At 45.2% G+C, this 15,009-nt stretch carries 15 protein-coding genes and 1 rRNA gene; 12 read left to right on the top strand and 4 right to left on the bottom strand.

Features of this window, described 5'->3' with window-relative positions; translation table 11 throughout:
• The first annotated feature begins 62 nt into the window (after nt 1-62).
• The 3 genes from ASC49_RS04890 to ASC49_RS04900 all read left to right on the top strand — a co-directional run bounded on the left by ASC49_RS04890 (nt 63) and on the right by ASC49_RS04900 (nt 3,026).
• On the top strand, nt 63-1,781 hold the full coding sequence (locus tag ASC49_RS04890; protein WP_055462093.1) for an acetolactate synthase 3 large subunit: 1,719 nt from the start codon (nt 63-65) through the stop codon (nt 1,779-1,781).
• Nucleotide 1,782: 1 nt separating this feature from the next.
• Nucleotides 1,783-2,274 carry an acetolactate synthase small subunit gene (gene ilvN / locus ASC49_RS04895; RefSeq protein ID WP_055462094.1) on the top strand — a complete coding sequence of 164 codons (492 nt, stop codon included), beginning with the start codon at nt 1,783-1,785 and terminating at the stop codon, nt 2,272-2,274.
• A gap of 248 nt (nt 2,275-2,522) precedes the next feature.
• A complete protein-coding gene (locus tag ASC49_RS04900; RefSeq protein WP_055462095.1) occupies nt 2,523-3,026 on the top strand; it encodes a hypothetical protein in 504 nt (167 codons plus the stop codon).
• Between the two features lie 67 nt (nt 3,027-3,093).
• Here the strand turns inward: ASC49_RS04900 and ilvY are convergent, their stop codons facing one another.
• Entirely contained in the window at nt 3,094-3,978 is an 885-nt protein-coding gene (gene ilvY / locus ASC49_RS04905; RefSeq protein WP_055462096.1) for an HTH-type transcriptional activator IlvY, read from the bottom strand.
• A gap of 143 nt (nt 3,979-4,121) precedes the next feature.
• Between ilvY and ilvC the strand changes: the two genes are divergently transcribed.
• A complete protein-coding gene (ilvC, locus tag ASC49_RS04910; RefSeq protein WP_055462097.1) occupies nt 4,122-5,138 on the top strand; it encodes a ketol-acid reductoisomerase in 1,017 nt (338 codons plus the stop codon).
• Nucleotides 5,139-5,266: 128 nt separating this feature from the next.
• Nucleotides 5,267-5,725 (top strand): Lrp/AsnC family transcriptional regulator, encoded by a 459-nt coding sequence (locus ASC49_RS04915; RefSeq protein ID WP_055462098.1) that lies wholly within the window; start codon nt 5,267-5,269, stop codon nt 5,723-5,725.
• Here ASC49_RS04915 and ASC49_RS04920 read toward each other — a convergent pair.
• Nucleotides 5,706-6,596, bottom strand: coding sequence for a DMT family transporter (locus tag ASC49_RS04920; RefSeq protein WP_055462099.1), 891 nt, complete (start codon nt 6,594-6,596; stop codon nt 5,706-5,708). The two genes, ASC49_RS04915 and ASC49_RS04920, sit on opposite strands and share 20 nt — an antisense overlap.
• 167 nt (nt 6,597-6,763) lie before the next feature.
• On the opposite strand from ASC49_RS04920, the gene ASC49_RS04925 reads away from it, so the two are divergent.
• Nucleotides 6,764-7,393, top strand: a complete 630-nt coding sequence (locus ASC49_RS04925; RefSeq protein WP_055462100.1) for a LysE family translocator — start codon at nt 6,764-6,766, stop codon at nt 7,391-7,393.
• A gap of 89 nt (nt 7,394-7,482) precedes the next feature.
• Here ASC49_RS04925 and luxS read toward each other — a convergent pair whose 3' ends face one another.
• Nucleotides 7,483-7,995, bottom strand: coding sequence for an S-ribosylhomocysteine lyase (luxS, locus tag ASC49_RS04930; protein ID WP_055462101.1), 513 nt, complete (start codon nt 7,993-7,995; stop codon nt 7,483-7,485).
• A gap of 57 nt (nt 7,996-8,052) precedes the next feature.
• Nucleotides 8,053-9,327 carry an L-methionine/branched-chain amino acid transporter gene (gene yjeH, locus ASC49_RS04935; protein WP_245624636.1) on the bottom strand — a complete coding sequence of 425 codons (1,275 nt, stop codon included), beginning with the start codon at nt 9,325-9,327 and terminating at the stop codon, nt 8,053-8,055.
• 149 nt (nt 9,328-9,476) lie between these two features.
• On the opposite strand from yjeH, the gene ASC49_RS04940 reads away from it, so the two are divergent.
• The 6 genes from ASC49_RS04940 to ASC49_RS04965 form a co-directional block, all read left to right on the top strand.
• Nucleotides 9,477-9,908: an Lrp/AsnC family transcriptional regulator gene (locus tag ASC49_RS04940; RefSeq protein WP_055462103.1), complete on the top strand. Its 432-nt coding sequence runs from the start codon at nt 9,477-9,479 to the stop codon at nt 9,906-9,908.
• A gap of 108 nt (nt 9,909-10,016) precedes the next feature.
• Nucleotides 10,017-11,744 carry a chloride channel protein gene (locus ASC49_RS04945; RefSeq protein ID WP_245624637.1) on the top strand — a complete coding sequence of 576 codons (1,728 nt, stop codon included), beginning with the start codon at nt 10,017-10,019 and terminating at the stop codon, nt 11,742-11,744.
• 2 nt (nt 11,745-11,746) lie between these two features.
• Nucleotides 11,747-12,169 carry a protoporphyrinogen oxidase HemJ gene (gene hemJ, locus ASC49_RS04950; RefSeq protein WP_055462104.1) on the top strand — a complete coding sequence of 141 codons (423 nt, stop codon included), beginning with the start codon at nt 11,747-11,749 and terminating at the stop codon, nt 12,167-12,169.
• Between the two features lie 26 nt (nt 12,170-12,195).
• Nucleotides 12,196-13,482, top strand: coding sequence for a glutamate-1-semialdehyde 2,1-aminomutase (gene hemL, locus ASC49_RS04955; protein ID WP_055462105.1), 1,287 nt, complete (start codon nt 12,196-12,198; stop codon nt 13,480-13,482).
• 13 nt (nt 13,483-13,495) lie between these two features.
• Complete coding sequence (gene pssA, locus ASC49_RS04960; protein WP_055462106.1) at nt 13,496-14,287, top strand: CDP-diacylglycerol--serine O-phosphatidyltransferase; 792 nt, start codon at nt 13,496-13,498, stop codon at nt 14,285-14,287.
• A gap of 646 nt (nt 14,288-14,933) precedes the next feature.
• Nucleotides 14,934-15,009: ribosomal RNA gene (locus ASC49_RS04965) — 16S ribosomal RNA — on the top strand; the annotation flags it as partial.

Consider the following 15,009-nt stretch of genomic DNA (forward strand, 5'->3'; position numbering starts at 1 on the left):
GTATGCGGTTACAATAGACGCACCAAAATAGCAGATTGATGAACACTATAGAGGTTTACAAGGTGGAGTTATTATCCGGTGGTGAAATGATCGCCCGCTTCCTCAAAGACGAGGGAGTAGAATACATTTATGGTTATCCAGGTGGTGCAGCATTGCACATTTATGATGCACTGCATCGCCAATCTGATGTCAAGCACGTCCTTGTCCGTCACGAGCAAGCGGCAACGCACATGGCTGACGGTTACGCGCGTGCGACAGGCAAACCTGGGGTCGTACTGGTCACCTCTGGTCCTGGCGCAACAAACACTGTAACAGGTATTGCGACAGCCTTCATGGACTCCATCCCTATGGTGGTCATCTGTGGTCAGGTAATGAGTTACTTGATTGGTGAAGATGCGTTCCAAGAAACAGATATGATTGGTGTGTCTCGTCCAATCGTTAAGCATAGCTTTAGTGTTAAGCATCCTTCGGAAATTCCTATGATTCTGAAGAAAGCTTTCTACATTGCGAGCAGCGGTCGCCCTGGACCTGTGGTTGTGGATATTCCAAAAGACATGACCATGCCAAATGAAAAATTTGAATACAGCTACCCAGAGTCGGTATCGCTGCGTTCTTACACTCCGCCAGCGAAAGGCCATAGCGGCCAAATTAAGAAAGCGGTGGATCTATTGTTGGCGGCTAAGCGTCCAATGATCTATGCCGGCGGTGGTGTCATTATGGGTGGCGGCTCTGAGCTACTGACTAAGCTTGCACAGCAGCTGGAATACCCAGTAACGAATACGCTAATGGGTCTTGGTGGTTATCCTGGTACGGATAAACAGTTCGTTGGTATGTTAGGTATGCACGGTTCTTACGAAGCTAACCAAGCGATGCACCACAGTGATTTGATCTTAGCGATTGGTGCGCGTTTTGACGACCGTGTAACAAACGATCCAGATAAGTTCTGTCCAAGCGCGAAAATCATCCATGTAGATATTGATCCTGCGTCGATTTCTAAAACGATTCGTGCGGACGTGCCAATTGTTGGTCCAGTGATTCAAGTTCTGGAAGAAATGTTGTCCTTGATTGACGATGCGCCTGCACGTTCAAACAAAGAAGCAATTAATAGCTGGTGGAAGCAAATTAATGAATGGCGTCAGGTTCACGGTGGTCGTTATGACACAACCAGTGAAAAGATCAAGCCTCAAGCCGCAGTGGAAGCCTGCTGGCGTGCAACCAATGGTGATGCGTTTGTAGCATCAGATGTAGGTCAGCACCAGATGTTCACGGCTCAGTACTACAAGTTCGCGAAACCTTACCGTTGGATCAACTCTGGCGGTCTTGGCACGATGGGCTTTGGCTTGCCTGCAGCAATGGGCGTTAAGATGAACTTCCCTGAAGAGACGGTTGTGTGTGTGACAGGTGAAGGTAGTATCCAGATGAATATTCAGGAGCTATCGACTTGTCTTCAATACGGACTGCCAGTGAAGATTCTATGTTTGAACAACGGCTACTTAGGCATGGTTCGCCAGTGGCAAGACATGAACTACGAAGGTCGTCACTCAAACTCTTACCTAGATTCACTGCCTGAATTTAAAACATTGATGGACGCCTACCGTCACAAGTACGTTGAAATCCGTACTAAAGACGAGCTAGATGCGAAGATGGAAGAAGCGTTCGCGATGAAAGATCAGCTTGTATTCATCAACTGTTATGTAGACCCAGAGGAACACGTATACCCAATGCAAGTACCACGCGGTTCTATGCGTGATATGTTCCTAAGCAAAACGGAGCGAACTTAATATGCGACACATTATCTCAGTTTTAATGGAAAACGAACCGGGTGCATTGTCGCGTGTTGTAGGCTTGTTCTCGCAGCGTAACTTCAACATTGAAACGCTAAACGTTGCCCCAACGGATGATCCAACTCTGTCACGTCTGACGCTGACAACGTTTGGTTCTGATCAAGTGGTTGAGCAAATCACTAAGCAGCTAAACAAACTAATCGACGTAGTTAAGCTGGTGGATTTGACGGAAGGTCAACACATTGAGCGTGAGTTAATGTTGGTTAAGGTTCGTGCCTCTGGTGCACAGCGTGCCGAAGTGAAGCGTACGGTGGATATTTTCCGTGGCAACATCATTGATATGACGCCTTCTATCTATACCATGCAGATTGTTGGTGAGTCAGACAAGCTAGATGGCTTCCTGCAAGCGCTAGGTGGCATGCACATTCTCGAAGTGGTGCGTACTGGTGTATCGGGTATTGCTCGTGGCGAGAAAACCTTGTCATTATAAGGTTTGTCTACATCTGACTTTAAAAAACGCGCCATTAGGCGCGTTTTTTTATGCGTGCAATATTCGATTTATCACCTGCATTTTTTTGATGTCTTTTAACATTTTTCTGACAATTGTTGAGTGAATTGTCATCTCGAATAGCATTTAGTTCTTACTGGGAGTAATTGCGTAACTGACTGATTCTGGGTTTATTTTTTCTCAATAGTAGCCACAATGATATTACACATTCATTGAAACAGGACGATACTATGAACACTTCAACAGCACTTAAGAATACAGCGACAATGGTTAAGAAAGGCGCCTTGGCATCAGCTATTGCTGCCGCAACCTTGGTAGGGACTTCCGCTTACGCAGACGACTTGGCGTGTGCTCGAGTAGCTGGTAATGAGGCTGCAGTAGAGATTGCTAAGGCGCAGGAAGATTGGAGTGAGATTTTTACATCTGAAGCTAAGCTTGCTTACTCTAAGACGGAATGCTTTATCGATAAGCATTTAACGGCTGATAATGCAGAGGATAACTGGGAAGAAATCAAAGAGGGTTTCCAAGAGGGAATGGCAGACCTGCATGAAGAGTTCCAAGACCAAGTAGACAACGCAAAAGATGCTTATGAAGAAGCAAAAGAAAGTGCTGATACTGACGAAGCTCTTGCCGAAGCGGAAGAAACTTATGACGAAACCATGGAAGAAATCAGTGAGTCTTACCAGCGTTCAGTTGCTGCATTGAAAGAAAAACTAGGTATCAACGAATCATAAGTTGAAGTGTATTTAGAGAGACGGCTGCCCTAGGGTGGCCGTTTTTATTTGTGTCTAGGCAGTAAGATTAAACGCTAACCTGATCCCAAAAGGCTTTGACAATCGGGTTGCTCAAGCTTTTCTTCAAGGTAAATAATCCCACATCGAAAGGTTCTAGCTCAGGGTGAACATCAATCACTTTCACGCTATCAGCCAACGGGCTGTTATCGAGTACCAGTTGTGGTACGACGCCCACACCAAAACCGAGCGACACCATGCTGACAATGGCCTCGTTACCTGACACTTGCGCATAAATAGACGGTTTGATGCCTTTGTGGCGAAACCATTGATCAATGCGTGTGCGGCCAATACCTTCCTCTGACACGATCATCGGCACCGTTTGCCAATCAATCATATCCAATTGATTCATGCCCAGCTTATGTAGCACTGCATCATCATTTGGCGCGATAAACACTAGTGGTGATATGGCAATACGCTTAAATTCCATAACCGAAGGAATCGAATTAGGGCGAGCGGCAATGCTGATGTCTTCGTGTTTATTTTGAACTCGGGCTATGGCGGGTACCGGATCGCCAGTGTGGATTTTGATTTCAATCTGCGGATAGCGCCCTCGAAATTTACTCAGGATACTATAGAGGAAGCTATAACTGGCGGTGACCGAACAGTAAAGGCTTAACTCTCCCTTAAGTTGCTCGGCGCTGCTGCCAAGGGATTGTTTAAACACATCCCATCCGGCTAAGGTTTCCCGTGCATAGCGTTGAAATTTTAGGCCGTCTTGGGTCAGTGCAACAGAGCGGTTGTCGCGAATAAAGAGGATTTGGCCAAGTTCTTCTTCAATCTGTTTAATGTGTCGGCTTAAGGTTGAAGCGCTCATGTGTAGAGCCTCACTGGTGCGGCTGAAGTGCAGGCTTTCACTTAAATGTAAGAAAACTCTGAGACTCTTAGTGTCCATAACTTAACCAATCTTGTTGATGTTTCACTTTTTGGGATACTGTTTTGCAAATATATCATTTTACGCAATGAGATGTTTGTTTTATTGTATCCACAAGCTGAATGATCAGCACAAAACAACAAGTTTTCTAATGGAGAATTACCATGCAAGTTTACTACGATAAAGACTGTAATCTTTCTATCATCCAAGGCAAAAAAGTTTCTATCATCGGTTACGGTTCACAAGGTCACGCGCACGCTTGTAACCTTAAAGACTCTGGCGTTGATGTGACTGTAGGCCTTCGTGCTGGTTCTTCTTCACGCGCTAAAGCGGAAGCTCACGGTCTTAAAGTAGCTGACGTTGCTGATGCCGTTGCTCAAGCAGACGTTGTTATGATCCTGACTCCAGACGAGTTCCAAGGTCAACTATACAAAGAAGAAATCGAGCCAAACATTCAGCAAGGTAAAACGCTTGCATTCGCACACGGTTTCTCTATTCACTACAACCAAGTTGAACCACGCGCTGACCTAGACGTAATCATGATTGCGCCTAAAGCTCCTGGTCACACGGTACGTTCTGAATTCGTTAAAGGCGGCGGTATTCCTGATCTAATCGCTGTTTACCGTGATGTTTCTGGTAATGCTAAAGATGTTGCACTTTCTTACGCGATGGGCGTTGGTGGTGGTCGTTCTGGTATCATCGAAACAACTTTCCGTGAAGAAACTGAAACTGACCTATTCGGTGAGCAAGCAGTTCTTTGTGGTGGTGCAGTTGAACTTGTTAAAATGGGCTTCGAAACGCTTACTGAAGCGGGTTACGCTCCAGAAATGGCGTACTTCGAGTGTCTACACGAGCTTAAGCTAATCGTAGACCTAATGTACGAAGGCGGCATCGCGAACATGAACTACTCTATCTCTAACAACGCTGAGTACGGTGAATACGTAACTGGCCCAGAGGTAATCAACGAGCAGTCTCGTGCAGCAATGCGTAACGCTCTAAAACGTATCCAAGACGGTGAATACGCTAAGATGTTCATCTCTGAAGGTGCGACTAACTACCCATCAATGACTGCACGTCGTCGTAACAACGCAGCTCACCCAATCGAACAAACTGGTGAGAAACTACGTTCTATGATGCCATGGATCGCAGCGAACAAGATCGTAGACAAAACTAAGAACTAATCCGCTTAGCTGAGTGATCAGCAGCCGATTGATCTTAAGACGTTTAGTCTAGGTTCAAAAGAAAAGCCGTACTGGGTAAACTGGTACGGCTTTTTTCATTTTTACCTCTGGGGTAGGTCAGTCTCAATATGGATAAGATTAGTTGGAAGTTGTTGAAAGCATTAGAAGAAAATGGTCGCCTTAGCTATTCAGAACTTGCCAAGTTAGTGCATTTGTCGGCACCTGCCGTGGCTGAGCGTATTAAAAAGCTCGAAGAGCAGGGTGTCATCACTGGTTATCAGGCCAAGATCAATCTTGAGAGAGCAGGGATTCCGATTACTGCACTGGTGGAATGTGAGGTGTATCGGACCAAGGAGCGTGAATTTAAAGAGCTGGTGCTCAGTCTTGATGAGGTACTGGACTGCTATAACGTCACAGGGCCTTCGGCATTCATCTTGCGTGTGGCGGTGTCATCTATGTCTCGCTTAGACATATTGCTAGAACGCTTGATTGATCTGAGCGACACTAAAACCATGATGATTCTATCTCAACCGGTTAAACGAGAGATGCCGCTCAATATTGAAGAAACTACAGGCTCGTTTCCTTAGGGACTTCTGCATTAATAGGTACTGCTTTGCGTGGCCACTGACTGACAATCATACCTGTGAAGATCAGTGCACAACCGAACAAAGCTCGGTCACTTAATACTTCATCCATAAATAGCCAGCCACCAATCACCGCAAAGACTGCCTCCATAGAAAGAATTAAAGCAGTAGTGCTCGGGGTCACCTGTCGCTGGGCAAGTGTTTGCAAGGTGAACGCAATGCCCGATGAAGCAACGCCTGCATAGACCAATGGCCACCAAGCCAGTTCAATGCTCTCAAATGTTGGTATTTCAAGCACAAAAGCCGTCAGACTCGCCCATAGAGTAGCCACAGCAAACTGCATAATTGAAAGCGGTAGAGCTGGAAGAGAGCGTGACAAGTAGCCAATCAATAATACGTGTAAGGTCCAAAATATAGTCCCCGCAAGCTCTAAGGCATCACCTTTATTAATAGCGAGGTTTGGGCCTATGGTTAAGATGTAAAAACCTGCTAAAGCAACGATTACCCCCATCCAAGTCAACCGATCAACTGCATGTTTAAATAACAGGCCGACTAAAGGGACTAGCACGATGTACATGCTGGTAATAAAGCCCGCATTACCTGCTGTGGTGTACAAAAGTCCTGTTTGTTGAAAGGTAAAACCACAGAATAGTAAAGTGCCCGCAGCAAGACTGCCTTTTACTAATGCCTTCATTTGATAGGCTTGTTTACTCTTAAAAATAAACAGTAGGGGGATTAGCGAAAGCGTCGCCAAAAGGAAGCGCACGGCATTAAAAGTATGTGGGCCAATGACTTCCATAGCGGTACTTTGCGCAACAAATGCGAATCCCCAGATGCTGGCGGTAAGCCATAAAAATAAGTGTGAAATAGACATGACATGCTCTCAATTTGTCGTTACAGTTGCCGCCTATTTTACGGTCAATAGCAATCATCAGAACAGTAATATACCTTTGAAAATAAGGTGGTTGCCCTTAATTAAGAAGGTAATTCTGATAGTCTGCTTTGGAATCTAAAGTCATTCATTGCGAGGTGAATCCTAGAATGGCACTTGAGTTTTGGTTAACCATAGCCCCCATCCTACTACTGCTCTCTTTTGGTCCGGGGCCAAATAATTTTACATCGATGTATAACGGTATTCGTGTTGGTGCCATGTCGGCGGTGATTGCGGTGATTGGTCGTAACATTGCGTTTATCATTTTGATGATCATTTCAGCTCTGGGTCTTGGAGCGGTGATTGTATCGTCATCATTTTGGTTTAACGTCGTAAAGTGGCTCGGTGTGGTCTACCTACTTTATATTGGTGTGAAGACTTGGTTGGCCGCAAAAGATAGTCTACATACCATGGAAGAAGATGGTGTGGTGGTGCCGAGCTCCCATTATTCGCGCATGCGTCAAGAATTCATGATCGCTATTAGCAACCCTAAAGCCGTGTTAATCTTCACTGCGATCTTCCCGCAGCTGCTGGATCTGAGCAAACCTGTGGCAATTCAGTTTACGGTGATTGGCGCTACCTTTGTCGTCACTGAATTCATCGCAGCTTTTTTCTATGCCATTGGTGGTCGCCAATTGCGCAAAATGATCCGTAGTCCAAAAGGTCTGGCGAACTTGAATCGTGGTATGGGTAGTATATTTGTTGCTGCCAGCGTCTTCCTCGCTACCGCAACGCGCTAATCTACTAAGTGATTAATATTTAAGATCAGAAATAAAAAAAGAGAGCCGTCGGGCTCTCTTTTCAGTTCTAAACGATTTTTAGACAGGGCTTAAGAGTGTTCAGCTAGAAACTCTTCGCTTAGGTATAACTCGGCGTTGCTGTTCACTTGAACATCGCGGTCAATGATCATTTCCGCGATTTCTTTTGCTTCTTCAAGTGAGTGCATTGTGTAGGTGCCACACTGATATTCATTTAGCTCAGGAATGTCTTCTTTTGCTTTCACGTTAATCACATCGTGCATTGCTGCTTTCCAAGCATCCGCGACTCTTCTCTCACTTGGTGTGCCAATCAAGCTCATGTAGAAGCCAGTGCGGCAGCCCATTGGAGAAATGTCGATGATTTCCACGCCGTCGCCGTTTAGGTGATCACGCATGAAGCCTGCGAAAAGGTGTTCTAGTGTGTGAATACCTTTTTCAGACAAGATCTCTGAGTTTGGAATACAAAAGCGTAAATCGAATACGGTAATGGTATCGCCCTTAGGTGTTTCCATAGTTTTTGCAATACGTACTGCAGGGGCGTGCATGCGTGTATGGTCTACTCGAAAGCTATCTAGTAGTGGCATGAGTGTTCTCTCCTATTGTCTCGCGTTTGATGTTGAGCGAGGTGAATGTTCATGTGCTCATTGTACATGAATTTTTTCTTCCGCAATGGGATGTTTGTGAGATTTTAAATGTTCCCAAGCGAGGGCTAAAGCGAAAGCGATACTCGCAAACAACATATTCTGACCAATAAACATTACCATGATAAGGCAACTGATTGACGCTAATACAGCAACCCAGCGTAGGGAGTCATTGAGTGTTTTGATGGCAGTTAGACACGTCAGTAAATAAATTAGCAAAAATGCACCGTTGGTCATTTCAATCAGCCACTCCATTTGCGTACCGAACAGTTCAATGTAAAGTAGCGACATCAAACACACGCCACCCACGAAGCTGACGGCACGAATAGGTGTGCCTTGCTTAGAGAGCATAGCAAAATACTGTGGTAATGCGCGTTGTTGTGCCATTGATTGCACCATTCGGGCAAAGCCTAAAATATAGGCGCCGACATTAGAGAAGGCGATGATATAGGCGCCGACTGCAAACCAGCGTTGTGCCTGCTCACCCAATAATGTTCCAACTAATAAAGCCAGTGACTGACTGTTGATGAATTCGTCACCGAACACTTTATGCTCGGCAATCATTAAGACTGTTGTTAAGTACAGCAGTACCACAATGACAATGCCGCCTAACAGTGCTATCGGAAAGTCTCGATTGGGGTTTTTAAATTCAGCGCCCATATGCGCCATGACTTCGATACCAAGAAAGCACCAAAAAATTGTACCCGTTGCAAGGAGCATACTTCCAAGCTCTGGCCAACTGCTTGGCTGTGCAATAATGTTGCTCGACATCGGTGCACCACTGAGTAGAAATAGCACGACAACCGTGACAATTAAGCAAACCACAACAATGCTTTGGAAGTTGGCTGAATTTTTCATTCCCGCAATAGAGAATAAAAGCATTCCTAACAAGGTCACTATACTAAGCAGAAAAATGGACTGTTCTGATAAGTTTAGTAACACTGCTAAATAGGCAGCTGCGACTTTAATAGCGACCGCTGGGCCCACTAATAGAATACTTAGGAATAGCCAGCCCACCGCCCGTTCAGCTTTCTGTCCTAAGACTTTTCCAATGTAATGGGAAGCTCCGCCAGCGGAAGGAAAGCGAGCGCCTAAAAAAGCGAAAACAAATGCAACCGGTACAATGATCAGTGCAGTGATGAGCCAAGCATAAAAGGCAAAACTGCCGGCTTGGGCGACCGACATGGCGGGAAGAATCATCAAGCCTGTGCCAACAAAAGTGGTAACAGTCATCGCCATTCCTTGTAATGGGCCTAAGCTCCTTTGGTATTGCATAGTCATATCCTAGTGAAAGTACTGTGATTTAATTTAGTAAAGGATAAAATGCATGGCATGATAAATCTGCTCTCACATTGTGTCCTTTAAGGATCAAAGTGCGGGTTTCACCAGCAAACTGTCGGTGAATAAAAATAAAAGGTTGAAAAATGACTTTAGACCGTTATGACGAGAAGATACTGGCCATGTTGGTGCAAGATGCACGCTCGTCTGTTTCTGATATCAGCCGTCAAGTAAACTTATCGCGCTCTGCGGTGTCCGAACGCATTAGGCGCATGGAAGAAAATGGCAAAATTACTGGCTATCATGCGCATATTGCGCTGACCGATGACAATCTGATTTCAGCTTATTTAGCGCTGACGTTTCGTCCCTTATGGTGCGAGTTAGTGCAGCCCTATATCGAGCGGATTCCTGAGATTAAAATGGCACATTCTATTAGTGGCGATATTGATCTGATGGTATTGGTTCAAGTGCCCTCTATGAAGCGTTTACATGAAATACGATTAGAGATGGATAGCTGGCCAAACATTGACAAGATAATGACGCATATGTGTCTGGCGACCAGATTAGATCGGCTATAGCTTTCGGTTTTCGGGTGCAATGTTTTATTTCGTTGTTTTCCACTATGCTAGGTATTTCAATAAACTGCTAGAGACCATGGCCTAATCAAGGAGGCGAGTCTGAAGGGATTGGATTTTATCGCACGTTGGCGTAATCGAGACTTCGCTTCGGATGACCTGTTGTTGCTTTCCGGTTTGGCGCTGGTTTGTGGTGTTTTGAGCAGTCTTACCATGACCGGTATGATTGAGCTATTGTATTGGTTCTCCTCCTCTTTATTACCTTCCCATAGTGAAAACTATGAAGAGCTATCACCCATTGCGAGGTTTACGTTACCCGTAGTGGCGTGTGCTTTGCTCTCATTGGTTTGGATGTTCACACCAGCTCGTTACCTCAAGGTCGGCATTCCTTATGTGGTTGAACGATTAAACTATCACCAAGGTAATTTGCCTGTTTTAAATGCGGTGGTGCAGTTTTTTGGCGCTTTTGTTGGCTTGATTGGTGGGCTTTCAATTGGTAAAGAAGGGCCTGCTGTACACATTGGAGCCACGTTTGGTAGTCAATTAGCACAGCGCTTTCGTCTGTCCTATATCGGTGTTGATACGTTGGTTGCCTGCGGTGTTGCGGGGGCGATTGCGGCGGCTTTTCAAACGCCGCTTGCTGGTGTGTTGTTTGCCTATGAAGTGATTTTCCATGAATATCGTTTGCGCTTGGTATTGCCTGTTTTGTTGTCTGCCATTGTGGCTACAGCGATCAGTCAGCTGGTTCTAGGGCGTATTGAAATTTTTGAACTGGAGACAGTTTTTCTACCCCTTTATCAGCTTGATGTTCTAGTGGCTTATGTCGTCTTGGCGATCTGCATCATTATTGCATCGGGGCTTTTTTATCAAGTGCAAAGACTTTTGTGGCGTTTGGGCTATTTACCTTTGGCGCTACGCTTTATGTTCGTTGGCCTTCTTACTGGCGCTGTTGGTCTCTATTTACCTCAAACCTTGGGCAGTGGTTACGATACCTTGAATGCCTTGCTCAGTGGCGAGGTGATTTTAATGTCACTGCTTGGCTTAGCGTTAGCAAAAGTCTTGTTAACCTCTATTTCAATAGGGTTAGGAATTCCCGGGGGGATGATAGGGCCAACCTTTGTGATTGGTGGAATGTTAGGTGCTCAAGTAGCCTTTTGGTTTGATACCGAGATTCCCGCTACCGCGGAATTAGCACTGTTTGTACTGTTAGGGATGGCTGGAATGATGGCGACTGCCTTTCAGGCACCTTTAACGGCGATAGTTGCTATGGTTGAAATGACCCATACTTCTGTGACTATTGCGCCAGCGATCTTGGTGATTGTGATGTCTTGCACGGCGGTACGTTTGCTGTTTAATCAGGATTCCATTTTTGTTGAGCGTATGAATGCTATGGGGCTGGTTTCAGAGTGGAGTCCAGTACAGCGCTTATTACGTCAACATGATGTGCGTAGTGTCGCCAGCAAGGTAGAAATTTTTCCTGAATTGCTTCAACTTGAACGGGTCCGTGATCTGGCATCGAATATGGTAGACTATATTGCGATCCAAAAAAATGGACTCCATTTCATTGTTTCAGTTTCTGAAATGGTTGAAAAGCTTAAGGAACTCGATGTCGGTCCACAGCGTTGGCTAATGGAAGACCAAGATCGGCAGGCGATGGATGTGTTACGTGCAGTGGCTGGAACTAAGGTAAGTGTTGTGGATGCTTCACTGTCATTGGCTGAGTTATTAAGTTGGCTGCATCGACATGAGCAGCATCAGGTCTTAGTTAGTTTTGCACAACAGCAGGAGTTGTGGTTGGTAACATCGCGACAACTTGATCAAATGTTAATGAAGGGGTAGCCATGCTTTGGGTTAAAGCATTTCATATCGTGGCAGTGGTATGCTGGTTTGCAGCGTTGTTTTATTTGCCTCGTTTATTCGTTTATCACGCAGATGCTAAGGATGTAGAAAGCATCGAACGTTTTAAAGTCATGGAGCGAAAACTGTATCGCGGCATTATGACCCCATCGGCGATTGCGACGGTGGTGCTTGGTGCTTGGCTTGTTTCTTATGGAACGGACTATTATTTTAGCTCTGGTTGGTTCCATGCCAAAATGCTGCTAGTGGTAATGTTGCTCGGCTATCATCACGCTTGTGGCAGATTATTAAAGAAATTTGCTAACGATGAAAATACGCGTAGTCATGTGTTTTACCGTTGGTTTAATGAATTTCCTGTATTAGTACTCATCGGCGTTTGTATACTCGTCGTTGTGCGTCCTTTTTAATTTTTATCGTATTTATGGATCCTGTTATGAGTCGTTCTGAAGAATTGTATTCCCGTGCCCAGAAACATATTCCTGGTGGTGTAAACTCGCCAGTTCGAGCTTTTAATGGCGTGGGTGGATCGCCGATTTTCTTTCAAAAGGGAGAGGGTGCTTATGTTTACGATGAAGACGCTAAGCGCTATGTTGATTACGTAGGGTCTTGGGGGCCGATGATCCTTGGCCATTCTCACCCTGATGTGATTGATGCAGTTCGCAAGCAGTTGGACTTCGGTTTGAGCTTTGGTGCACCAACTGAAGTGGAAATCACCATGGCTGACAAGGTTTGTGAACTGGTGCCATCAATGGATATGGTGCGCATGGTGAACTCTGGTACGGAAGCGACCATGAGTGCAATTCGTTTGGCGCGTGGTTACACTGGTCGTGACAAGATTGTTAAGTTTGAGGGCTGCTACCACGGCCATTCTGATTCATTGTTGGTGAAAGCGGGTTCTGGCGCTTTAACATTGGGGGTGCCTAATTCTCCTGGTGTGCCAGCTGATCTTGCGCAACACACTATCACGCTACAGTTTAATGATATCGAAGAAGTGAAGTCGTGCTTCGCTAAAATCGGTGATCAGATTGCTTGTATTATTGTTGAACCTGTTGCAGGCAACATGAACTGTATTCCTCCAGTAGCAGGTTTCCTTGAAACACTGCGTGAAGTATGTGATCAGTCTGGGGCGGTGTTGATTTTTGATGAAGTTATGACGGGCTTCCGTGTTGCACTAGGTGGCGCACAAGAGAAATTTAACATCAAGCCTGATCTAACAACATTAGGTAAAGTAATTGGTGCGGGTATGCCTGTCGGTGCTTTTGGTGGTAAACGCGAAATCATGGAATACATCGCACCCCTAGGTCCAGTCTACCAAGCAGGTACTTTATCAGGTAACCCTGTTGCTATGGTGGCGGGCTTGGCGGTACTAAATAAAATCAGCGAGCCTGATTTTCATAAAACGTTGGAAGCTAAAACTGTAGCGCTGATGAACGGCATTCAGGCAGCTGCGGATGAGCTGAATGTGCCGTTGGTGACAGTATGTGCTGGTGGTGGCATGTTTGGCTTGTTCTTTACCGAGTTGGAAAAAGTGACGACGTTTGCCGATGTACTGAAGTGTGATACGGAGAAATTCAAGCTCTTCTTCCACTACATGCTTGAAGAGGGGGTTTATCTAGCGCCTTCTGCGTTTGAAGCAGGTTTTACCTCTCAAGCGCATACCGATGAAGACATCGCGTTTACTGTTGCTGCGGCAAAACGCGCGTTAGCGAAACTTGCATAGGTAGGGATCCTTAATGAAGGAAGACAATATGCCTGTCGAAGAGACTGAAAAAGAAATACTAAAGGAAGATGTTGATGGTAGTGATAGTGCTGCCACAACTCAGAAACAGCCGCACCGCGGTGTGTACTTGTTACCCAACTTGTTTACCACTGCAGCTTTGTTTTCTGGTTTCTATTCTATTATCGCTGCAATGAATGGCAACTTTACCCATGCCTCGGTAGCGATTTTTATATCAATGGTATTAGACGGCTTGGATGGACGTGTTGCACGTTTAACCAGAACTCAAAGTGCTTTTGGCGCGGAGTACGATTCGCTAGCGGATATGGTGTCGTTCGGTATTGCTCCTGCATTGGTGGCATTTACTTGGGCGCTGGCGCCTTTAGGTAAAGTGGGTTGGATAGCTGCCTTTATTTACGCAGTGGGGGCAGCACTTCGTTTGGCTCGATTTAATACCATGATTGGTAGCCAAGATAAGCGTTATTTTACTGGCTTACCAAGCCCATCCGCTGCCGCCATTGTTGCTGGTGTCATTTGGGCTTCAGAAAGTGCAGGGGTGTCAGGCGATCAAGTAGCCAGTGTGATGGCATTGTTGGTACCTATTACGGGCTTGCTAATGGTGAGTAATGTTAAATATCGCAGCTTCAAAGATCTAAATATTAAGGGTCGAGTACCGTTTGTTGTGCTTTTGATTGCGGTATTGATATTGGTGCTGATTGCGCTTGAGCCAGCATTAGTGCTTGCGATTATGTTTTGTGCTTATGGTGTTTGGGGATTGCTAGGTATCTTTATTAAGCAGCTTCGTTAAGCAGAGCAAAGCCCCACTCCAGAAAAGCCCGCTACTTATTATGTAAGTAGTGGGCTTTTTGCTTTTACGGGTTCTAGTTAAGTCTTCTTAGAATCTCTAAAAAGTACCGGTTGTTTATTTGTTGATCGATTGGTGTCTGGGGTTGATTGATAAATAGCTCTGGGGTCAGATCCCTTCTATGTACCAGCTTCCAGTGCCTATTATCTGTTAAGGGATCTGACCCCTTTCTCACCAGCAAGGGGGGGAGGGGTCTGGCAACCTTGATAACAGCTTGTTTTGCTAATGGTTGGCTGTTAAATGATCAGCAACAGCTTGATTGTGATTGATAAATGATCAAATCTGCGTTTTTATCGCAATAATCGCAACTTTTTTAAAATTATTTTAAAAAATGCTTGCGCTGAAAATTCTGATGCGTATTATACGCACCCACTGACACGGACAACGCTTCACAACAACGAAGCACACCGCGTCAGACGCTCTTTAAAATAGATAATCAGATAATTTGTGTGGGCGCTTGCTGGAGACTTCTCAAAAACTTTGAAGTCTTAAACAAGTGACCATGTCAATTCGCTTTACGTTCTTTAATCTTCGGGTTGAAGAATATAGTAAAAGTCAGACGTGATTCACGAGTTTGAGCAAACTTTTTAAACTGAAGAGTTTGATCATGGCTCAGATTGAACGCTGGCGGCAGGCTTAACACATGCAAGTCGAGCGGTAGCACA

Origin of the sequence: Marinomonas fungiae (assembly GCF_001418205.1) — a bacterium.
In the GTDB taxonomy this organism is placed as follows: domain Bacteria; phylum Pseudomonadota; class Gammaproteobacteria; order Pseudomonadales; family Marinomonadaceae; genus Marinomonas; species Marinomonas fungiae.